This window comes from Ruminococcus sp. SR1/5 (genome assembly GCF_000209835.1).
Taxonomy (GTDB): domain Bacteria; phylum Bacillota; class Clostridia; order Lachnospirales; family Lachnospiraceae; genus Blautia_A; species Blautia_A fusiformis.
In genome coordinates this window covers 2,117,723-2,138,560 of sequence record NC_021014.1, presented here as the reverse complement: position 1 = coordinate 2,138,560, position 20,838 = coordinate 2,117,723, and the positions used below count along the sequence as shown (strand labels likewise).

The window sequence follows — 20,838 nt, the reverse complement described above, 5'->3', positions numbered from 1 at the left end:
AAAATGGCAGTATTGCAGATGCAGCGAATCAGTATCTGCGCAATGAAAAAGAACCGTAAGGCCATATTGGAAGAACTGCAGTCACTTGGAGTATTGGAGATCGATGCAGCGGAATTGGATCCGGAGCTTAAGACGATGGATACTATGAATGCCCGGCTGATCTTTGAGAAGAACGCATCCCTTTGTGATCAGGCAATCGAAATACTGGATGAATTTTCGAAGGAAAAGCAATCCATGCTGGCATCCCTGGCAGGGAAACCGCTGATCGGAAGGAAGCAGGAGGAAGAAGCTATCCGGGATCAGGAAGAGATCCTGAGAACAGCCAGAGAAATTCAGGGATACCGGAAGAAGCTTACAGAGAACAGTGCGGCGGCAGTTAAGCTAGAACAGCAGGAAGCAGCTCTTGCTCCATGGCTGAAGCTGGATATTCCGATGAACTTCGGCGGTACAGCGAAAGCAGCGGTACTTGTGGGAAGTATTGATGGAAATATAACTCTGGATCAGGTATACAGTCAGCTGGCAGCGGATGCACCACAGCTTGAAGCCTTTGACATTCGGGAAATCTCAAATGATGCCGGTAAGCTGAGCCTGGTGGTTGTCTGCCTGAAAGCACAGGCACAGGAACTGGAAGAAGCGCTTCGGATGCAGGGATTTGCAAGACCGGCACAGCTGGTATCAGAGGTTCCGGCACAGGAGCTGGAGAACCTTAAGAATGAAGTGGTACGCATTCAGGAAGAGTCCGAACAGATCCGGGAACAGATACGCGCTCTTCACGACAGGAAGAGCTCTCTTCAGCTTTTGTCCGATTATTTCCGGATCCGTGCACAGAAATATGAGGTATTAGGACAGCTCCGCCAGTCGGAGAGCACTTTTTTTGTGACAGGATATCTTCCGAAGAAACAGGTTTCTGCAATGGAGAAACGGCTTACGGAGAAGTACGATATTGTTTTTGAAGCAGAAGATGCTGAGGGAGAAAATGTTCCGGTTGCCCTTCAGAACGGCAAATTCGGAGCAGCAGGAGAGGGAGTTCTGGCAGCATTTGGTCTTCCCGGAAAGGGAGAGATCGATCCTTCCACGATCATGACAGCCTGCTATGTATTTCTTTTCGGACTGATGCTGTCAGACGCAGCATATGGACTGATCGTCTTTGCAGTCTGTCTGGGAGTACTTCTGAAGTTCCCCAGGATGGAGAGCGGAATGCAGAAATCCATCCGGCTTTTTATGTACTGTGGATTGTCCACTTTGTTCTGGGGCGTGATGTTTGGCGGATATTTCGGAGATTTTATCGATGTATTTTCGAAGGTATATCTGCACAGGCCGGTCACGGTGAAGCCGGTATGGTTTGCACCGTTAAATGAGCCAATGCGACTTCTGGTGTTCTCCATGCTGTTTGGCCTGATTCATATGTTTCTGGGAATGGGTCTTAAGGGCTACATGCTGTTACGTGACAAAAAATATCTCGACTTTTTCTGTGACGTAGTACTCTGGTTCCTGCTTCTTATGGGACTGATCCTGATCTTTATCCCAAGCAGCATGTTCCGTTCTATTTCTCAGATGGATCTGAACCTTTCACCGGCAATGATACAGGTCGGAAAATGGATGGCGATCATCGGTGCGGTGGGAATTCTCTTCATGTCAGGAAGAGATAAGAAGAATCCATTCCTGAGGCTGGCGCTTGGAGCCTATGATCTTTACAATATCACGGGATGGGTCAGTGATATCCTTTCCTATTCCAGACTTCTGGCCCTGGGGCTTGCCACCGGAGTTATCGCATCAGTTATGAACCAGATGGGAAGTATGCTGGGAGACAGTATTCTGGGATGGATCGTATTTATCCTTGTATTTGTGATTGGTCATATCTTTAACCTTCTGATCAATCTTCTGGGTGCATACGTGCACACCTGCCGATTACAGTACGTAGAGTTTTTCGGCAAATTCTTTGAGGGCGGAGGAAAAGAGTTCCACCCCTTCCGCGAAAATACAAAATATGTAGATATTAAGGAGGATTAATATTATGAGTGGTATCGTTTGGGCATTATTGGGAGCAGCAATTTCCGTAGCTCTTGCAGGTATAGGTTCCGCCATCGGTGTTGGTACAGCCGGCCGTGCAGCAGCAGGCGTTGTAACAGAAGACCCGGACAAATTTGCCAAGGTTCTGCTTCTTCAGCTTCTTCCCGGTACGCAGGGTATTTACGGACTGCTGGTAGCATTCCTTGCACTTTCCAAGGTTGGTATCCTGGGCGGCGGTGTTGCTGATATTTCCCTGGAAACCGGTCTTATGATCTTTGTGGCTTGTCTTCCGATCGCTATCGCAGGTCTTCTTTCTGCGATCCATCAGGGAAAAACTTCCGTAGCTTCCATCGGTATTGTAGCCAAGAAACCGGAGCAGTTCGGTAAAGCCATGCTTTTCCCTGCAATGGTTGAGACATATGCGATTCTGGCTCTTCTGATCTCCATTCTTGCAGTCAGCGGAATTCAGGTTTGATTCATCAGGAGGGCAGAGCATGACAGGATTAGAGAAGATGGTAAGCCAGATTCTTGAAGAGGCCGATGCTTCTGCAGCCGTTACGATCAGTGATGCGGAGAAAAAAGCCGCAGAGATCCTCAGGGAAGCCGGAGAAAAGGCAGATAAGATCCGGCAGCAGAGAGAAGAACAGTCCAGGGCAAAGGTGAAAAGCTATGAAGAGCGGACAGCTTCCGCTGCAGATATGAAGAAGCGTACCGCAGTTCTTGCAGCCAAGCAGGAGCTGATCGGAAATGTGATCGCAGATGCCTGTGACCGTGTGAAGAATCTGGATGAAGAAAAATATTTTGGGATCCTTAAGAATATGGCTGAGAAATATCTTCTTCCAAGAGAAGGAGAGATCTGTTTTTCAAAAAAGGATCTGGAACGTATGCCGGCAGGTTTCCGTGAGGAAATAAAGAGCCTGGCACAGAAAAAGGGTGGTGTGCTGGAAATTTCCGGTGAAACCCGAAACATAGACGGAGGTTTTATCCTGATATACGGCGGCATTGAGGAAAACTGTTCCATTGATGCCATGTTCGCAGAGAAGCGGGATGAGCTTCTGGATCAGGTAAGAAAGATTTTGTTTGCGTAAAACACCATCGCAAAAAGGAGGGCGTGAATGATGTTTGGTGAAGATTATGCCTATGCGGTGGCGCGGATACGTGTTCTGGAGACCGGACTTCTGAATCAGGCAGCGATCGAGCAGCTTCTGGCATGTCAGGATGAGCAGCAGTGCCTTCAGATCCTTACAGAGAAGGGCTGGGGAAATGGTGATCCTGCAGCCGGTGCGGATGCCATTCTTTCTCGGGAGAGAGAAAAGATCTGGGAGATCATGGATTCGCTGGTAGCGGACCGATCTGTGTTTTCTGTTCTTTCCTATCAGGATCTTTTCCATAACCTGAAAGCGGCTGTGAAGGCAAGCATCCTGCAAGGGGCAGCGCCGAATATTTTTTTCAGCGACTGTTCCATTGACGGAGAGGATATGGTGAAATTCCTGAAGGATAAGGAATATGATCGTTTTCCTGAGGATATGCGGGAAGCGGCAAGAGAAGCCTATGAGACCTTTTTGCACACAAGAGACGGACAGCTTGCGGATATTATCGTAGACAGGGCAGCACTGGATGCCATAAAAAAAGCTGGAGAACGGTCAAAAGAAGAGATCGTCCGGCAGTATGCGGAATCCACGGTAGCGGTAGCAGATATCCGGATCGCAGTCCGTGCCTGCAAAACAGGAAAAAGTTCGGACTTTATGAAAAAAGCCATGGCAGAATGTGACACACTGGATAAGGAGAGACTGATCCACGCGGCAGTAAGCGGAATGGATCAGATCATGGGTTATCTGGCAGAAACGAAATATGGGGACGGAGCTCTGGCACTGGCGGAATCAGCTTCCGCTTTTGAGAGATGGTGTGATAACCAGATCATGGAGACCATCCGCCCTCAGCTGTACAATTCATTTTCACTGGGACCGCTGGTAGCCTATGTGCTTGCCCGTGAAAATGAGATCAAGACGGTGCGGATCATTCTCACCGGAAAGCGCAGCGGCCTTCCGGAAGAGTTTATCCGGGAAAGGGCAAGGGAAATGTATGTATAAGATCGCAGTTTTAGGTGATTATAACAGCATTTACGGGTTTGCGGCTCTTGGCCTTGATACTTTTCCGGTGGAGGATCCTGCAGATGGTAAAGAGAAGCTTAACCGTCTGGCAGCCGGTGAATATGCGGTTATTTATATTACGGAACAGCTGGCGGCCCAGCTTTCCGCAGAGATCAGTAAATACAGTGAGGAGCTGATGCCTGCGATCATTCAGATTCCCGGAATTTCCGGAAATACAGGTGCAGGTATCGAAAATGTAAAGAAATCCGTGGAGACGGCAGTTGGCTCCGATATTCTTTTCAGTAATGAGTGACAAGAAAGCAGGTGATTGGTTCAGATGAGCAGAGGAACCATTAAGAAGGTGGCAGGACCGCTGGTAATTGCCAAGGGTATGCGGGATGCAAATATGTATGACGTGGTTCGTGTAAGCAGCCAGCGTCTGATCGGTGAGATCATTGAGATGCATGAAGATGAGGCTTCCATACAGGTATATGAGGAGACTTCAGGACTTCGTCCGGGAGAACCGGTAGAGTCCATGGAGGTGCCCCTTTCCGTGGAGCTTGGTCCTGGCCTTATTACAAGCATTTACGATGGAATCCAGCGTCCGCTGGATGACATCATGAAGGTAGCAGGCAGCAACAACCTGAAACGAGGCGTTGAGGTTCCTGCCCTGAAGCGGGACAAAAAATGGAATTTCATTCCGGTTGCGAAGGTGGGAGATCCGCTGGAGGGCGGCGATGTTCTTGGAACCGTTCAGGAGACTATCGTTGTTACACAGAAGATCATGGTACCTCCCAATATGAAAGGTACTCTGAAGGAAATTAAATCCGGCGAGTTTACCGTGGATGAGACCGTTGCAGTTCTTTCCACAGCAGACGGCGATAAAGAGCTGACCCTGATGCAGCACTGGCCGGTACGACGTGGCCGTCCGTATAGGAAGAAACTTCCGCCAGCCAAACCTCTGGTAACAGGACAGCGTGTTATTGATACTATGTTCCCTATTGCCAAGGGTGGTGTGGCAGCAGTTCCCGGCCCGTTCGGAAGCGGCAAGACGGTTATCCAGCATCAGCTTGCAAAATGGGCTGAGGCAGATATCGTGGTCTATATCGGCTGCGGTGAGCGTGGAAATGAGATGACAGACGTTCTGAACGAGTTCCCGGAGCTGAAGGATCCAAAAACAGGACAGTCTCTGATGGAGCGTACGGTTCTGATCGCCAATACCTCAGATATGCCGGTTGCAGCTCGTGAGGCGTCGATCTATACAGGTATTACAATTGCGGAGTATTTCCGTGATATGGGATATTCCGTAGCACTGATGGCAGATTCTACTTCCAGATGGGCTGAGGCTCTCCGTGAGATGTCCGGACGACTGGAGGAGATGCCAGGCGAGGAAGGTTATCCTGCATATCTTGGTTCCCGTCTTGCACAGTTCTATGAGCGTGCCGGACATGTGATCTGCAGTGGAAAAGACGGAAGAGAGGGTGCCCTGACAGCGATCGGCGCCGTATCTCCTCCAGGTGGTGATATCTCCGAGCCGGTTTCCCAGGCGACACTTCGAATCGTAAAGGTATTCTGGGGACTGGACGCAAACCTTGCATACAAACGTCATTTCCCGGCAATCAACTGGCTGACCAGCTATTCTCTGTATCTGGACAGCGTTGGCGGATGGTTTGACGAAAATGTAGCGAATGACTGGATGAAGCTCCGTCAGAGAATGATGACCCTTCTTCAGGAAGAGGCAGAGCTGGAAGAAATCGTAAAGATGGTAGGTATGGATGCGCTTTCTCCGGGTGACCGACTGAAAATGGAAGCAGCCCGTTCCATCCGAGAGGATTTCCTCCACCAGAACTCTTTCCACGAGATCGATACCTACACATCTCTGGAAAAACAGCACAATATGATGCGTCTGGTACTTGCATTTTATGATGCGGGTCTGGATGTGCTGAAACAGGGCGCAGATATCAATGATATCGTAAAGCTTCCGGTACGTGAGCAGATCGGCCGTTATAAATATACAAAAGAAGATCAGCTGGCAGCAGAGTATGAGAAAGTAACCCGCCAGCTGGCAGCAGAGACTGCAGAACTTCTGGGAAAGGAGGGCCTGTAAAATGCCAAAAGAATATAGGACCATACAGGAAGTTGCCGGCCCTTTGATGCTGGTACGGGGCGTTGAAGATGTAGCATTTGACGAGCTTGGTGAGATCGAGCTTGCCGATGGCGAAACAAGAAGATGCCGTGTTCTGGAGATCGACGGAAGCAATGCACTGGTGCAGCTGTTTGAGAGCTCCACAGGTATCAATCTTTCCAACAGCAAGGTACGTTTCTTGGGACGGAGCATGGAGCTTGGTGTATCCGGCGATATGCTGGGTCGTGTTTTTGACGGACTGGGACGTCCCATTGATGACGGCCCTGAGATCCTTCCGGAGGAAAGAAGAGATATCAACGGACTTCCCATGAATCCGGCTGCCAGAAGCTATCCGGAGGAGTTTATCCAGACGGGTGTATCTGCGATTGACGGCCTGAACACCCTGGTACGCGGACAGAAGCTTCCGATCTTCTCCGCATCCGGTCTTCCCCATGCACAGCTTGCGGCACAGATCGCAAGACAGGCGAAGGTTCGCGGAAAAGATGAGCAGTTTGCCGTTGTATTTGCAGCCATGGGTATCACTTTCGAGGAGTCAAACTTCTTTGTAGAGAGCTTTAAGGAAACCGGAGCTATAGATCGTACTGTTCTGTTTGTGAACCTGGCAAATGACCCGGCTGTTGAGCGTATTGCTACTCCGCGAATGGCACTGACAGCGGCTGAATATCTTGCCTTCGAAAAAGACATGCACGTATTGGTAATCCTTACGGATATCACAAACTATGCGGATGCGCTCCGTGAGGTTTCCGCGGCTCGTAAGGAGGTTCCGGGACGTCGTGGATATCCCGGATATATGTACACAGATCTTGCTTCTCTTTATGAGCGTGCAGGCCGTCAGAAAGGAAAATCAGGAAGTATCACCATGGTTCCGATCCTGACTATGCCTGAGGATGATAAGACCCATCCGATCCCGGACCTTACCGGTTACATCACAGAGGGACAGATCATCCTGAGCCGTGAGCTTTACCGTAAGGGAATCACACCGCCCATCGATGTTCTTCCGTCTCTGTCACGACTGAAGGATAAGGGTATCGGTGAAGGCAAGACAAGAGCAGACCATGCTAACACCATGAACCAGCTGTTTGCCGCATATGCCCGTGGTAAAGAGGCCAAAGAGCTGATGACCATTCTTGGTGAGGCAGCTCTCTCCGATATTGACCTGATCTATGCAAAATTTGCGGATGCTTTCGAGAAGGAATATGTTTCCCAGGGCTATCAGGCTAACCGTGATATTGAGGAAACACTGGCCATCGGCTGGAAGCTGCTTTCCATTCTTCCGAGAAGCGAGCTGAAACGTATCGATGACAAATTCCTTGATCAGTATTACGGAAAAGTATAAAGGGGGGATGATTTGTGGCATCAACACAGGTGAATCCTACCCGTATGGAGCTTACGAAGCAGAAAAAGAAGCTGGTGACTGCAGTACGTGGCCATAAGCTTCTGAAGGATAAGCGGGACGAGCTGATGAGACAGTTCCTGGATCTGGTACGGGAGAATATGGAGCTGCGAAAAAAAGTAGAAGCCGGTATCCGAAGCGCCAACACCAATTTTGTCATTGCAAAAGCAGGAATGTCGGAGGAGACGCTGAATACGGCACTGATGGCTCCCAAGCAGGAAGTTTATCTGGAAACCGGAAAAAAGAATGTCATGAGTGTGGATATTCCTGTTTTTGAATACAAAACAAGAACACCGGATGCCAACGATATTTATTCCTATGGCTTTGCTTTTACATCCAGTGATCTGGACGGAGCGGTAAAATCCCTGGCAGACATCCTGCCGGATATGCTTCGTCTGGCAGAAGTGGAAAAGGCCTGTCAGCTTATGGCTTCCGAGATCGAAAAAACAAGGCGTCGTGTAAATGCTCTGGAGCATGTCATCATACCGGAAGCCCGGGCAAACATTAAATACATCACCATGAAGCTGGATGAGAACGAGAGAAGTACTCAGATCCGACTGATGAAGGTGAAAGATATGATGCTGGAGGAGGCACATCATTATAAGGAGCGGGAGGCAGAGCGCGGAGCGTAAAGCGCAGCCATCCTGAAAGAAAAAGAAAAGTTTATATAGAAAGTTTTAAGTAACGGAAAGGAGATGTCCCTGTACTGTGTGAAATTTCGGCAGTGCAGGGGCGTTTTATTTATAAAATATTTAGCTTTTGTTATTAGAAAATCAAGAAAAATACAGTATAATAGATAATAAGTAAATCAGACAGCTGCAGATGCAGAAATATAAAAGAAAGCTGCTCTGTCTGCTGAAAAATAAAGAAATAAAAAATAAAGAAAGAGGAGAAAGCTGATCTGACCAGGTAAACTGCCGGGCAGCTGCATGGCTATGAACAGCTGGCAAAGCAGATTGCGGTAGCGTCTGATCAGTAAGAGGTATATGAATATTTTACAGTCAATACAACAGCTGGACGGAGAAATCCTTCTCCTGATCCAGCGATATTTAAGAACGGATATGCTGACACCATTTATGAAATCTGTTACATTTCTGGGAAACGGAGGATGGTTCTGGATCCTCTGTGCAGTTGTTCTTCTTGCTGTTCCAAAGACAAGAAAAACAGGCTATGCGGCAGCCTTATCCCTGATCTTCGGGGCGATCGTTACCAACCTGCTTCTCAAAAATATAGTGGCAAGACCAAGGCCTTTTGCGGAAATCGAAGCTCTCATCCCTATGATCACCAAACCGAAGGATTTCTCTTTTCCGTCAGGTCACACCACAGCATCCTTTGCCGTTGCTCTGGTAATGCTTCGGATGCTTCCGAAGAAATTCGGAATCCCGGCAGTAGTCCTGGCAGCACTGGTGGCATTTTCCAGACTGTATCTTGGTGTCCATTATCCGACAGATGTTCTGACCGGATTCGTGATCGCGCTGGTGGGAAGCATGTTGTCAGTATGGATCGTGCGAACGAAACCGGAAGACAAACAGGTACACTAGCATTGTCCATAGGAAATATGAAGCACTTTACCTGGACAAAGTATTGACACGCTGAAGCAAGACGGGGTAAAATTGTAGACAGTACAACAGATTCTGACTATGGTAGAAATAAGGATATGAAACCCTGTAAAATCGGATAAAAGGAGAGAGCACAAAATGATATCAGAAAAAATGAAACCCTACGTAAAAAATAATTCCGCCATCCGTATGATGTTTGAGGAAGGAAACCGCCTCCGTGCGAAATACGGCGCAGACAAGGTTTTTGATTTCAGTCTCGGAAATCCAAGTGTACCGGCACCGGACAGCGTCCGCGAAGCAATTATCGAGCTTGTAAACACTACGGATCCGACAGTTCTTCACGGATATATGAGCAACGCAGGCTTTGAGGATGTACGCCAGACCATCGCAGAATCCCTCAACAGACGTTTCGATACGAAATTTTCCGCAAAGAATCTGATCATGACCGTCGGTGCTGCAAGCGGACTGAATGTGATCCTGAAAACAATCCTGAATCCCGGAGAAGAGGTGATCGTTTTTGCACCATATTTTCTGGAATACGGTGCATATGTCCGCAATTATGATGGTGTCCTTGTGGAAATCTCTCCGGATACCACAATCTTCCAGCCAAATCTCGCTGAGTTTGAACAGAAGATCACACCGAAGACAAGAGCAGTTATCGTAAATACCCCGCACAATCCTACCGGAGTTGTATATTCAGAAGAAACGATCAAGAAACTTTCCGCAATCCTGGAAGCAAAACAGAAAGAGTTCGGAACTGTGATCTACCTGATCTCCGATGAGCCATACCGTGAGCTGGCTTATGATGGCGTGGAGGTCCCATACCTGACGAAATATTATAACAATACTGTTGTAGGCTATTCCTACAGCAAATCTCTTTCCCTTCCGGGTGAACGTATCGGATATCTGGTGATCCCTGATGAGGCAGACGGAAGCGAAGAGCTGATCTCTGCAGCAACCATTGCAAACCGTACACTTGGCTGTGTAAATGCACCGTCCCTGATCCAGAAGGTAGTTGCAAAATGTGTAGACGCCAAGACGGATCTTGCAGCTTATGATAAAAATCGGCAGGCACTTTATAATGGCCTGAAAGAATGCGGATTTGAGTGCATCAAACCACAGGGTGCATTCTATCTCTTTGTAAAATCTCCGGTTGAAGACGAAAAAGCCTTCTGTGAAGCCGGTAAGAAATATAACATCCTTATGGTACCGGGAAGCTCCTTCGCATGCCCCGGTTATGTGAGACTTGCATATTGTGTATCCTATGAGACAATTGTGAATTCTCTTCCTGAATTTAAAAAACTTGCAGCAGAGTATGGCTTGAAATAAACGATCATTACCAAGCAGTTGAATAAAAGATCCCCGGTACAGTCTGTTCATGCAGCCCTGTATCGGGGATCTTTTGCAAGAGGGAATAAGCAAATGAAACGTAGTCGGGAGTGAATAGACTCCCGACTGTGTTTCATTAAAAGGATGTTCCACATTTATTTGGCTTTTTTCTTTTCTTTATTTGGCATTTCACCGTAGTAAGCTTTCAGATAGATATCTTTCAGCTCGGATACAAGCGGATATCTCGGGTTGGCACCGGTACACTGGTCATTGAAGGCCTGCTCGGACATCTCATCCAGAGTTTCCAGGAAATACTTCTCATCTACGCCGTAATCACGGATCGTCGGCAGGATCTCGATAGTTCTCATAAGCTCATCCAGTTTAGCAAGAAGTTTTTCGAATACTTCTGCATCGTTCTTGCCTGTAAGACCTACAGAACGTCCGATCTCAGCGTAGCGTGCAAGTGTTTTCGGATACTGATACTGTGGGAAGGTACCCATCTTAGTCGGAACCTCAGCACTGTTGTAACGCATAACATCCAGAAGAACAACTGCGTTTGCGATACCGTGTGGCAGGTGATGGAAAGCACCGAGCTTGTGAGCGAGAGAGTGGTTAACGCCGAGGAATGCATTGGCGAATGCAAGACCTGCCATGCAGGAAGCGTTAGCCATATGATCTCTGGCCTCTACGTCATTGCCATCTTTATATGCACGCGGCAAATACTCAAATACAAGCTTGATCGCTTTCAGTGCAAGACCATCGGTGTAATCGGAAGCCATCATGGAAACATAAGCCTCAATGGCATGTGTCATAACATCGATACCGGAAGCACGGGTAAGTCCCTTCGGTGCGCTCATCATGTTATTGGTATCTACGATCGCCATATCCGGGAGAAGCTCGTAATCAGCCAGTGGCCATTTAACGCCGGTATCCTGATCTGTGATGATGGCGAAAGGAGTAACCTCGGAGCCTGTACCGGAAGAGGTCGGGATCGCTACGAAGTAAGCTTTTTTACCCATCTTCGGGAAGGTATAAACTCTCTTACGGATATCCATGAAGTCCATGGACATATCGGAGAAGTCAGCGTCCGGATTCTCATAAAGCATCCACATAACCTTGCCGGCATCCATTGCGGAACCGCCGCCAAGAGCGATGATGCAGTCTGGCTCAAAGGCGGTCATAGCCTTGGCACCGGCTTTGGCGGAAGCGAGAGACGGGTCAGGAGCTACATCAGAGAAGCATGTATGAACGATGCCCATCTGATCCAGTTTATCTTCAATCGGTTTGGTGTAGCCATTCTTGTAGAGGAAGGAGTCTGTTACGATGAAGCAGCGTTTCTTGCCCATAACAGTACCGAGCTCATCAAGAGCAACCGGCATACAGCCCTTCTTAAAGTAAACCTTTTCCGGTGTTCTCATCCAGAGCATATTCTCTCTCCTTTCAGCAACAGTCTTGGTATTGAGAAGGTGTTTGACACCAACGTTCTCGGATACGGAGTTACCGCCCCAGGAACCGCAGCCAAGAGTAAGGGATGGAGCAAGCTTGAAGTTATAAAGGTCACCGATACCACCCTGGGAAGAAGGGGTATTGATAAGGATACGGCAGGTTTTCATAGTTGCTTCGAATTTATCCATCTTCTCTGTTTCATTTACGTTGATGTAGAGGGAAGAGGTATGACCATAGCCGCCGTCTGCAACGAGCTGCGCAGCCTTTGCAACAGCATCGTCAAAATTCTTGGCCTTGTACATGGCAAGTACAGGGGAAAGCTTCTCGTGTGCGAATTCTTCGCTGATATCAACGGACTCAACCTCACCGATCAGGATCTTGGTCTCAGCCGGTACAGTAACGCCTGCCATTTCAGCGATAGTAGCAGCCTTCTGTCCTACGATCTTGGCATTCAGTGCACCGTTGATAAGGATGGTCTTTCTGACTTTCTCGATCTCGTCTTTTTTAAGGAAGTAGCATCCTCTGTAAAGGAACTCTTCCTTCACTTCTTTATAAATGCTCTCCAGAACAGTTACGGACTGCTCGGAAGCACAGATCATACCATTGTCAAAGGTCTTGGAGTGGATGATGGAGTTAACTGCAAGACGGATATCTGCGCTGTCATCAATAATGGCAGGTGTATTTCCGGGTCCTACACCAACAGCCGGTTTACCGGAGGAGTAAGCTGCTTTGACCATTCCGGGACCACCGGTGGCAAGGATGATATCTGCGTTCTGCATTACCATGTTGGTAAGGTCAAGGCTTGGGATATCGATCCATCCGATGATTCCTTCCGGCGCACCTGCGGCAACAGCTGCTTCCAGAACAACTTTTGCAGCTTCAATAGTGGATTTCTTAGCACGCGGATGCGGGCTGATGATGATCGCATTACGGGTTTTCAGGGAAATAAGAGATTTATAGATTGCTGTGGAGGTCGGGTTGGTTGTAGGGATAACTGCGGCGATCAGTCCTACAGGTTCCAGGATCTTCTTGAGTCCGTATGCCTTGTCTTCTTCTACAACACCACATGTCTGAGTGTTCTTATATGCATTGTAAACATACTCTGCTGCGTAATGGTTCTTGATAACCTTGTCTTCCATGATACCCATGCCTGTTTCCTCAACAGCCATTTTGGCAAGTGGGATACGCATCTTGTCAGCAGCAGTAGCAGCTGCCTTAAAGATCTTGTCGACCTGCTCCTGTGTGTAGGTAGCAAAGATCTTCTGTGCCTCTTTCATTGCAGCCATTTTCGCGGTCAGGGCTTCTGGAGTGTCGATGATGGTAGGGATAGTTTCTTTCTTTGCCATGTGGAATCCTCCTGTTTTCATATGATAATGGTCTGTGGTCCTGCGGGCTTATCCTTTTTTCGCCGGCAGGTGCTGCAGAGTTTTGTAAGTCCCCGCGCTGCGTTTCGTTGTTGATTCAATCTGATTGAATTTTCTGCTTTGATACTGATATAGTATCAAAATTCTGAAAAAAACGCAAATTCTGAATTTTGCCACTATGTGCAAAATGACGAACAGAAAATTCGGGGAAAATACTGTAAATTTTACTTTGCAGAACGCTGAATTATTGGAAAAATCTTAAAAAAATTTTCGAAATTCAGCACTGTGCACAAAAAACATGTTAAAAAATTGTCAGCACTGACAAAAAACATGCACACATATGAAGGGTGGGCAAAAGATAAAACGCAACATGCGGTTAAAACATTAACGTTAAACTTTTGTCAAACGATCATGTGCACATTATAATTCAAGTGATTCCAGACGTCAATAGCGGATTCGATAAATAATTAACAAAAATAAAGAAAGATTTTGATAAATAATTAACAAAAATATCGCGCCATGGTAAAGTATAGAATCATAAGAAATAAAAAACTTGAAACTGTTCAAATTTTCAGAACAATTAAGCGAAAAGTATCCGGATTTTACGACAGAAAACGGATTTTCCGGCAAAAAAAACTGCCATACGGGAAATTCTTCCCATATGGCAGTTTATATAAATATAGGTCAGGCGGATAAAAGCATCCGCATTCACTATGCGGCTTTGCGCCGAATTACTGTAAAAGGTTTCTGCTCAACAGTAAATGATAGCCAGGTTCGATCAGCTCTTGCGGAATGCGGCACGTTTTCTGTCTCTGGAGTCCAGAATACGTTTACGGATACGAAGGCTTGTCGGTGTTACCTCAAGAAGCTCATCCTGGTCGATGAACTCAATGGCCTGCTCAAGACTTAAGATCTTTGGCGGAACAAGCTTCAGTGCATCGTCAGCGGAAGAGGAACGAGTATTGGTAAGGTGCTTGGTCTTGCAGACATTCAGTTCGATATCCTCGGCCTTTCCGTTCTGTCCGATGACCATACCGCTGTAAACCTTCTCGCCAGGTCCGACAAAGAGAGTACCACGCTCCTGAGCAGAGAAAAGACCGTAGGTAACAGTTTCGCCTGCCTCGAATGCGATGAGGGAACCCTGTTTACGGTACGGGAAGTCTCCCTTGTATGGTGCATATCCGTCAAACATGGTATTCAGGATACCGGTACCCTTGGTGGAGGTAAGGAATTCGTTACGGAATCCGATCAGTCCACGGGAGGGGATGGAGAACTCGAGACGTACAGTTCCGTCGCTTGCTGTGCTCATACCCTGAAGCTCACCTTTACGCTCGCTGAGTTTCTGGATGATAGTACCGGAAAATTCTTCCGGAACGTCAACGTATGCGATTTCGATCGGCTCCAGTTTACGTCCACGCTCGTCTGTGTGATAGAGAACCTCCGGTTTGCTGACTGCAAACTCGTATCCCTCACGGCGCATGTTCTCAATAAGAACGGAGAGGTGAAGCTCACCACGGCCGGAAACCTTGAAGCACTCGGTTGTATCGGTGTCTTCTACACGAAGGCTGACGTCTGTGTTCAGCTCACGGTAGAGACGGTCACGAAGGTGACGGGAAGTGATGTATTTACCTTCCTGTCCTGCAAGAGGACTGTCGTTTACAAGGAAGTTCATGGAGATTGTTGGCTCGGAAATCTTCTGGAACGGAATGGACTCCGGGTTGTCTCCTGCACAGAGGGTATCTCCAATGTGGATATCCGCGATACCGGAGATTGCAACAATAGCTCCGATGGTAGCGCTTTTAACTTCAACTTTGTTCAGCCCGTCAAATTCGTAGAGTTTGCTGATCTTTACGCGCTCGTGTTTGTCAGGGTCATGATGGTTCAGAAGCATCAGCTCCTGGTTCACGGAAATGGTTCCGCGCTCAACCTTACCGACACCGATACGGCCTACATACTCATTGTAGTCGATGGTGCTGATAAGAACCTGCGTATCTCCGTCCGGATCTCCCTCCGGAGCAGGAATCGCATCAAGGATGGTCTCAAAAAGCGGAGCCATATTCTCAGGTTTGTCCTCAAGGTTACGAACTGCATAGCCGGCTTTTGCGGAGGCATACAGGAACGGGCAGTCCAGCTGTTCGTCAGATGCGTCCAGATCCATGAGAAGCTCCAGAACCTCGTCGACAACCTCCTCCGGACGTGCTTCCGGACGGTCGATCTTATTGATGCAGACAATAACATGCAGGTTCAGTTCGAGAGCTTTACGAAGTACAAATTTAGTCTGAGGCATGGCACCCTCGAAGGCGTCCACAAGAAGAATAACGCCGTCTACCATCTTCAGCACACGCTCTACCTCGCCGCCGAAGTCCGCATGACCTGGAGTATCGATGATATTGATTTTTACATCCTTATAATGAACTGCGGTGTTTTTGGAGAGAATCGTAATGCCGCGCTCACGCTCAATATCGTTGGAGTCCATGACACGTTCCTGGACTTCCTGGTTCTCACGGAAAACACCGCTCTGTTTCAAAAGCTCGTCAACAAGTGTTGTTTTACCGTGATCGACATGGGCGATAATGGCCACGTTACGAACATCTTCACGCTTGGTCTTCATATAATCCAAATCCTTTCTTTCCATATATAAGTAATCTTTTTTGTTAAAAATGATGTCCAAATTTATAGTCTATCACATTTTTGTGAGATTACAAGACATAAAAAAATATTTTTGGTTTTTCATTTTTCAGGCATATTATACCGTAAATACACATAGATTGATATAGACGAAATACACGAAGAGGAAGGAGAGCTACTTATTATGGCAGATAAAATTATTGAAAACAATCAGGTATCCGTTATGGGACGGATCGCTACGGGGTTTACTTTCAGCCATCAGGTCTTTGGAGAAGGATTTTACATGATGGATATCCTGGTAAAACGTCTCAGCGATTCGGAGGACAGGATCCCGGTGATGGTGTCTGAGCGGCTGATCGATATCACACAGGATTATGTGGGAGAATATATCGAGATCCACGGACAGTTCCGATCCTATAACCGTCATGAAGAAAAGAGAAACCGGCTTGTGCTTTCAGTCTTTGCCCGGGAAGTGAAGTTTGTGGGGGAGGAAGAAGAAACTGTGCCGGTCAATCAGATCTTTCTGGACGGATATATCTGTAAACCGCCTGTATACAGAAAAACACCGTTGGGAAGAGAGATCGCAGATCTTCTGATGGCAGTTAATCGACCTTACGGAAAATCCGATTACATACCATGTATATGCTGGGGAAGAAATGCCAGATATGCTTCTGCTTTTGAAGTAGGCGGGCATGTACTGATCTGGGGCAGGATCCAGAGCAGGGAGTACATGAAACGGATTAGTGAAAACGAAACAGAAAAAAGGATTGCCTATGAAGTTTCGGTGAGTAAATTGGAATATGTTGAGTAACATTGGATATATTTTGGAATAGTGGTGAGAACATTAAGGTAACACTTGCATTTCCAGCCAATCTGCGGTAATATTAAAAAAATCAGAAAAATGGGGAATTACCGGTTTCACTAACAGTAAGAGGAAAAATCATGGAAAGAGAAATAACAGAGGTTTATTGCGGGAACGGGAAAGGAAAGACAACTCTGGCTGTAGGCCGGGGGCTGCGCTTTGCTACACAGGGAAAAAGTGTGATCATCATACAGTTCCTCAAGGGCAGGGAACGCAGAGAACTGGATTTCCTTGAGGAACTGGATAATTTTGATTTCAAGATTTTCCGTTTCGAAAAAATGGACACCTGCTATAATGACCTAAGTGAGCAGGAAAAGGCAGAAGAGAGAACTAATATTCTCAATGGCCTTAATTTCGCACGGAAGGTAATTGCTACCAGAGAGTGTGATTTTCTGCTACTGGATGAGATCCTCGGGCTTATGGATAAAGGAATCGCTCCAGTTGAGACGATCATCGATATGCTTAAGCAGAAGGATGAAAGTATGCATATAATTATGACCGGACGCTGGCTTCCGGATGCTTTGAAGCCCTATGTGGATAGTATTACCACGATAACAACAGAGCTGACTGACCAGGAACGGGAATAAGCAATATTTCACAGAAGAAAGAAGGAGGAAGACAAATGGCAATTTTTAAAGGAACAGGCGTTGCAATCGTAACACCTATGCATGAAGACGGTAAAGTGAATTTTGAGAAACTTGAGGAGATCCTTGAGGATCAGATCGCGAACAGCACAGACGCCATCGTTATCTGTGGAACAACAGGAGAATCTTCTACTCTGACACACGGAGAGCATCTTCAGACAATTAAGTTCACAATTGATAAAGTTAACAAACGTGTGCCTGTTATCGCAGGAACAGGTTCCAATTGTACAGAGACAGCGATCATGATGTCCAAGGAAGCAGCTTCCTATGGCGCAGACGCTCTTCTTATTGTAACACCTTACTATAACAAGGCTACACAGAAGGGTCTTATCGCTCACTACACAGCAATTGCCAATGCAGTTCCGGAAACTCCGCTCATCATGTACAACGTACCGAGCCGTACAGGCTGCAACATCCAGCCGGCTACAGCAGCTTACCTTGCGAAGAATGTAAAGAACATTGTCGGAATCAAGGAAGCAACAGGAGATCTTTCCCAGATCGCCAAGATGATGTCTCTGGCAGACGGACAGCTTGAGCTTTACTCCGGAAATGATGATCAGGTACTTCCGATTCTTTCTCTTGGCGGACTTGGAGTTATTTCCGTACTTTCCAACGTTGCACCGAAGTTTACACATGACATGGTCATGAAATATTTCGACGGCGACACCAAGGGAGCAACAGAGGATCAGCTGAAAGCTCTTCCGCTGATCAATGCGCTGTTCAGCGAAGTAAACCCGATTCCTGTTAAGACAGCTATGAATCTTATGGGAATGAACGTAGGGCCGCTTCGTATGCCGCTCTGCGAGATGGAAGAGGACACAAAGGCAGCTCTTGCAAAAGAGATCGAGAAATTCGGCCTTAAGCTTGCTAAGTGATCTGACTGTAAGCGAAAGGTAAAGGAGAATATACTATGGTAAAAATCATCATGCACGGCTGCAACGGACATATGGGCCAGGTCATCAGCGGCATTGTGGAGAAAGATCCGGATGCTGAGATCGTAGCAGGTATTGATATTGCAGATCAGGGAAAAAACAGCTATCCGGTATTTACCGATATTGACGCATGTCAGGTAGAGGCAGATGCGATCATTGATTTTTCTTCCGCAAAGGCAACAGACAAGCTTCTTGAGTACAGCGCGGCACGCCAGATCCCGGTTGTTCTGTGCAGTACCGGTTTAAGCCAGGAGCAGCTTGCAAAAGTGGAAGAAACATCCCGAAAGGTAGCAGTGCTGAAATCCGCAAACATGTCTCTTGGCATCAACACACTTCTGAAGCTGGTTCAGGACGCAGCTAAGGTTCTTGCAGCTGCAGGCTTTGATATGGAGATCGTAGAGAAGCATCACCGCCTGAAATTAGACGCACCAAGTGGTACTGCACTTGCGCTGGCAGACAGCATTAATGAAGCTATGGATAATCAGTATCATTATGTATATGACCGCAGCCAGAAACGTGAAAAACGCGATGATAAGGAGATCGGTATCTCCGCAGTTCGCGGCGGAACTATCGTAGGTGAGCATGAGATAATTTTTGCAGGTCAGGACGAAGTGATCGAGTTCAAGCATACTGCATATTCCAAGGCTATTTTTGGAAAAGGTGCTGTAGAAGCAGCCAAATTCCTTGCAGGCAAACCGGCAGGACGTTATGATATGAGTGACGTGATCGGCTGATCCTGACAGATTGAGCCGCAACAGAATAAAATTACAGGTAATACAGACGGGGTTCGTGTAAGATCGGACCCCGTCTTTTTTGGATGAAATTGCGGTTTTTGAAATTTTTTCCAGAATAGGATAGCGGAAAAAGTGCCATATTAGGAATACAGAATTTTTTAGAAAAAGGAGAAGATCATATGAAAAAATGGAAGGCGATTCTTTTTGGTACTTTGCTTACCCTGTCTCTGTGTACATTTACAGCCTGCGGCACAGAGGTAAATAATGCGGATGAAACAGTGGGTGAAAAAGATAAAAACACGAAGGATAAGGAAAAAGATACAAACGAAAATACTGCCGCAGAAGATGAAACTATGGAAGAAAAAGCAGACAATGACGGTGTGAAGGACAATGGAGAGAGCATTAAGGATTCCGGCACGGATAACAATGAGATATCCGATGGAAATATTACCGTGACGCCTGCAGGAAATGGAAATAACGGGACAGCAGCACCCGGAGCTGCGGATGCTGACAGAAACGAAAATGACGGAACTGTATCCGGTGAGCTGGGTGACAGTGTAAAGGACCTTGGCGACGGCGTAGGTAATGCAGTGGATGATATCGGAAACGCAGTGGGAAATGCGGTAGAAGGAAGATAACAGATATTTTACCACAGCATTGCATAAAACTGTTTCAGATGCTATTATCAGTGCATGGAAAGAAAATGGAGGACAGGATTATGAAATTCAGACCATGCATTGATATACATAACGGAAAGGTAAAACAGATCGTAGGAGGAAGCCTGAAGGATCAGGGGGATCAGGCGGCAGAAAATTTTGTGTCAGAGCAGGATGCGGCATTCTATGCAGAGCTTTATAAGAAGGCAGGATTAAAGGGCGGTCATGTGATCCTTCTGAACGGAAAGGATTCCCCGAACTATGAAGCAACGAAAGCCCAGGCACTTCAGGCTCTGGGAAAATATCCCGGAGGGCTTCAGATCGGAGGCGGCATCTGCCCGGAGAATGCGGCAGAATATCTGGAGGCTGGCGCCAGCCACGTGATCGTAACCTCCTATGTGTTTAAAAACGGAGTGATCTCCTGGGAAAATCTGGAGAAGATCCGTGATGCTGCAGGGAAAGAACATCTTGTACTTGACCTGAGCTGCCGCAAAAAAGATGGCAAATATTATATTGTCACAGACCGATGGCAGAAATTTACAGAAGAGATCGTGACACCGGAGCTGATGGAAAGGCTTGGAAGCTTCTGCGACGAATTTCTGGTCCATGCAGTGGATGTGGAAGGAAAGGCCCGAGGTGTGGAAACAGAGCTTGCAAAGCTTCTGGGACAGTATACAGCCCATCCGGTGACCTATGCAGGCGGTGTGGGTTCTATGGCAGATATTGAAGAGCTTCGAAAAGCAGGTCAGGGCAGACTGGATGTGACTGTTGGCAGTGCTTTGGATATTTTTGGCGGAAGTATACCCTTTGAAGCTCTGGCTAAAATGAAATAGTATATACAAATAGTGAAGCAGATGCTTTTGTCCCATCAATCTTCTGGCACTGGTGTGCAGATATACATTTGTAATGAATTAATTAGATGAAATACTCTAATAGTTGCGCATTCACGACAAAAAAAACATTTTGAAGGAATATATCGAATAAATTTGGAAAAAATTTATGAAATTTTTGAAAAGTGATGTTAAAATTCAATTTAATATGTTAT

18 protein-coding genes are annotated in these 20,838 nt (G+C 46.9%); 16 read left to right on the top strand and 2 right to left on the bottom strand.

Annotated features, from left to right (window positions below):
- Positions 1–3 precede the first annotated feature (3 nt).
- From CK1_RS10745 to CK1_RS10700, 10 genes are all read left to right on the top strand, one after another.
- Positions 4–2,010 carry a V-type ATP synthase subunit I gene (locus tag CK1_RS10745; RefSeq protein WP_015526260.1) on the top strand — a complete coding sequence of 669 codons (2,007 nt, stop codon included), beginning with the start codon at positions 4–6 and terminating at the stop codon, positions 2,008–2,010.
- 4 nt (positions 2,011–2,014) lie between these two features.
- Complete coding sequence (locus CK1_RS10740) at positions 2,015–2,485, top strand: V-type ATP synthase subunit K (RefSeq protein ID WP_015526259.1); 471 nt, start codon at positions 2,015–2,017, stop codon at positions 2,483–2,485.
- 19 nt (positions 2,486–2,504) lie between these two features.
- A complete protein-coding gene (locus CK1_RS10735; protein ID WP_015526258.1) occupies positions 2,505–3,098 on the top strand; it encodes a V-type ATP synthase subunit E in 594 nt (197 codons plus the stop codon).
- A gap of 27 nt (positions 3,099–3,125) precedes the next feature.
- Positions 3,126–4,100, top strand: coding sequence for a V-type ATPase subunit (locus CK1_RS10730; RefSeq protein ID WP_330385182.1), 975 nt, complete (start codon positions 3,126–3,128; stop codon positions 4,098–4,100).
- Positions 4,093–4,413 (top strand): V-type ATP synthase subunit F, encoded by a 321-nt coding sequence (locus tag CK1_RS10725; RefSeq protein WP_015526256.1) that lies wholly within the window; start codon positions 4,093–4,095, stop codon positions 4,411–4,413. Before CK1_RS10730 ends, CK1_RS10725 begins: the two co-directional genes overlap by 8 nt.
- 24 nt (positions 4,414–4,437) lie before the next feature.
- Positions 4,438–6,207 (top strand): V-type ATP synthase subunit A, encoded by a 1,770-nt coding sequence (locus CK1_RS10720; RefSeq protein ID WP_015526255.1) that lies wholly within the window; start codon positions 4,438–4,440, stop codon positions 6,205–6,207.
- A gap of 1 nt (position 6,208) precedes the next feature.
- On the top strand, positions 6,209–7,582 hold the full coding sequence (locus CK1_RS10715; protein ID WP_015526254.1) for a V-type ATP synthase subunit B: 1,374 nt from the start codon (positions 6,209–6,211) through the stop codon (positions 7,580–7,582).
- 14 nt (positions 7,583–7,596) lie between these two features.
- Complete coding sequence (locus CK1_RS10710) at positions 7,597–8,271, top strand: V-type ATP synthase subunit D (RefSeq protein ID WP_022427340.1); 675 nt, start codon at positions 7,597–7,599, stop codon at positions 8,269–8,271.
- A gap of 354 nt (positions 8,272–8,625) precedes the next feature.
- Positions 8,626–9,180 carry a phosphatase PAP2 family protein gene (locus tag CK1_RS10705; protein WP_015526252.1) on the top strand — a complete coding sequence of 185 codons (555 nt, stop codon included), beginning with the start codon at positions 8,626–8,628 and terminating at the stop codon, positions 9,178–9,180.
- A gap of 156 nt (positions 9,181–9,336) precedes the next feature.
- The gene (locus CK1_RS10700) at positions 9,337–10,527 is read left to right on the top strand and encodes a pyridoxal phosphate-dependent aminotransferase (RefSeq protein ID WP_015526251.1); all 1,191 of its coding nucleotides are present in this window, start codon (positions 9,337–9,339) and stop codon (positions 10,525–10,527) included.
- A 155-nt stretch (positions 10,528–10,682) separates the two neighbouring features.
- On the opposite strand, the gene adhE is transcribed toward CK1_RS10700, so the two are convergent.
- On the bottom strand, positions 10,683–13,319 hold the full coding sequence (gene adhE / locus CK1_RS10695) for a bifunctional acetaldehyde-CoA/alcohol dehydrogenase (protein ID WP_015526250.1): 2,637 nt from the start codon (positions 13,317–13,319) through the stop codon (positions 10,683–10,685).
- 796 nt (positions 13,320–14,115) lie between these two features.
- Positions 14,116–15,948 (bottom strand): translational GTPase TypA, encoded by a 1,833-nt coding sequence (gene typA / locus CK1_RS10690; RefSeq protein WP_044962244.1) that lies wholly within the window; start codon positions 15,946–15,948, stop codon positions 14,116–14,118.
- A gap of 201 nt (positions 15,949–16,149) precedes the next feature.
- On the opposite strand from typA, the gene CK1_RS10685 reads away from it, so the two are divergent.
- The 6 genes from CK1_RS10685 (at position 16,150) to hisA (ending at position 20,626) form a co-directional block, all read left to right on the top strand.
- Complete coding sequence (locus CK1_RS10685) at positions 16,150–16,776, top strand: single-stranded DNA-binding protein (RefSeq protein WP_015526248.1); 627 nt, start codon at positions 16,150–16,152, stop codon at positions 16,774–16,776.
- Positions 16,777–16,907: 131 nt separating this feature from the next.
- Positions 16,908–17,414 (top strand): cob(I)yrinic acid a,c-diamide adenosyltransferase, encoded by a 507-nt coding sequence (locus CK1_RS10680; protein WP_015526247.1) that lies wholly within the window; start codon positions 16,908–16,910, stop codon positions 17,412–17,414.
- Positions 17,415–17,449: 35 nt separating this feature from the next.
- Positions 17,450–18,346 (top strand): 4-hydroxy-tetrahydrodipicolinate synthase, encoded by an 897-nt coding sequence (dapA, locus tag CK1_RS10675; protein WP_015526246.1) that lies wholly within the window; start codon positions 17,450–17,452, stop codon positions 18,344–18,346.
- A gap of 35 nt (positions 18,347–18,381) precedes the next feature.
- Positions 18,382–19,137 carry a 4-hydroxy-tetrahydrodipicolinate reductase gene (dapB, locus tag CK1_RS10670; protein ID WP_015526245.1) on the top strand — a complete coding sequence of 252 codons (756 nt, stop codon included), beginning with the start codon at positions 18,382–18,384 and terminating at the stop codon, positions 19,135–19,137.
- Between the two features lie 179 nt (positions 19,138–19,316).
- Positions 19,317–19,775, top strand: a complete 459-nt coding sequence (locus CK1_RS10665; RefSeq protein ID WP_015526244.1) for a hypothetical protein — start codon at positions 19,317–19,319, stop codon at positions 19,773–19,775.
- Positions 19,776–19,855: 80 nt separating this feature from the next.
- On the top strand, positions 19,856–20,626 hold the full coding sequence (hisA, locus tag CK1_RS10660) for a phosphoribosylformimino-5-aminoimidazole carboxamide ribotide isomerase (protein WP_015526243.1): 771 nt from the start codon (positions 19,856–19,858) through the stop codon (positions 20,624–20,626).
- Positions 20,627–20,838: the final 212 nt, after the last annotated feature.

Coding starts and splice junctions, on each gene's coding strand:
- CK1_RS10745 (WP_015526260.1), top strand. CDS start 4: ATGGCAGTATTGCAGATGCAGCGAATCAGTATCTGCGCAATGAAAAAG.
- CK1_RS10740 (WP_015526259.1), top strand. CDS start 2,015: ATGAGTGGTATCGTTTGGGCATTATTGGGAGCAGCAATTTCCGTAGCT.
- CK1_RS10735 (WP_015526258.1), top strand. CDS start 2,505: ATGACAGGATTAGAGAAGATGGTAAGCCAGATTCTTGAAGAGGCCGAT.
- CK1_RS10730 (WP_330385182.1), top strand. CDS start 3,126: ATGATGTTTGGTGAAGATTATGCCTATGCGGTGGCGCGGATACGTGTT.
- CK1_RS10725 (WP_015526256.1), top strand. CDS start 4,093: ATGTATAAGATCGCAGTTTTAGGTGATTATAACAGCATTTACGGGTTT.
- CK1_RS10720 (WP_015526255.1), top strand. CDS start 4,438: ATGAGCAGAGGAACCATTAAGAAGGTGGCAGGACCGCTGGTAATTGCC.
- CK1_RS10715 (WP_015526254.1), top strand. CDS start 6,209: ATGCCAAAAGAATATAGGACCATACAGGAAGTTGCCGGCCCTTTGATG.
- CK1_RS10705 (WP_015526252.1), top strand. CDS start 8,626: ATGAATATTTTACAGTCAATACAACAGCTGGACGGAGAAATCCTTCTC.
- CK1_RS10700 (WP_015526251.1), top strand. CDS start 9,337: ATGATATCAGAAAAAATGAAACCCTACGTAAAAAATAATTCCGCCATC.
- adhE (WP_015526250.1), bottom strand. CDS start 13,319: ATGGCAAAGAAAGAAACTATCCCTACCATCATCGACACTCCAGAAGCC.
- typA (WP_044962244.1), bottom strand. CDS start 15,948: ATGAAGACCAAGCGTGAAGATGTTCGTAACGTGGCCATTATCGCCCAT.
- CK1_RS10685 (WP_015526248.1), top strand. CDS start 16,150: ATGGCAGATAAAATTATTGAAAACAATCAGGTATCCGTTATGGGACGG.
- CK1_RS10680 (WP_015526247.1), top strand. CDS start 16,908: ATGGAAAGAGAAATAACAGAGGTTTATTGCGGGAACGGGAAAGGAAAG.
- dapA (WP_015526246.1), top strand. CDS start 17,450: ATGGCAATTTTTAAAGGAACAGGCGTTGCAATCGTAACACCTATGCAT.
- dapB (WP_015526245.1), top strand. CDS start 18,382: ATGGTAAAAATCATCATGCACGGCTGCAACGGACATATGGGCCAGGTC.
- CK1_RS10665 (WP_015526244.1), top strand. CDS start 19,317: ATGAAAAAATGGAAGGCGATTCTTTTTGGTACTTTGCTTACCCTGTCT.
- hisA (WP_015526243.1), top strand. CDS start 19,856: ATGAAATTCAGACCATGCATTGATATACATAACGGAAAGGTAAAACAG.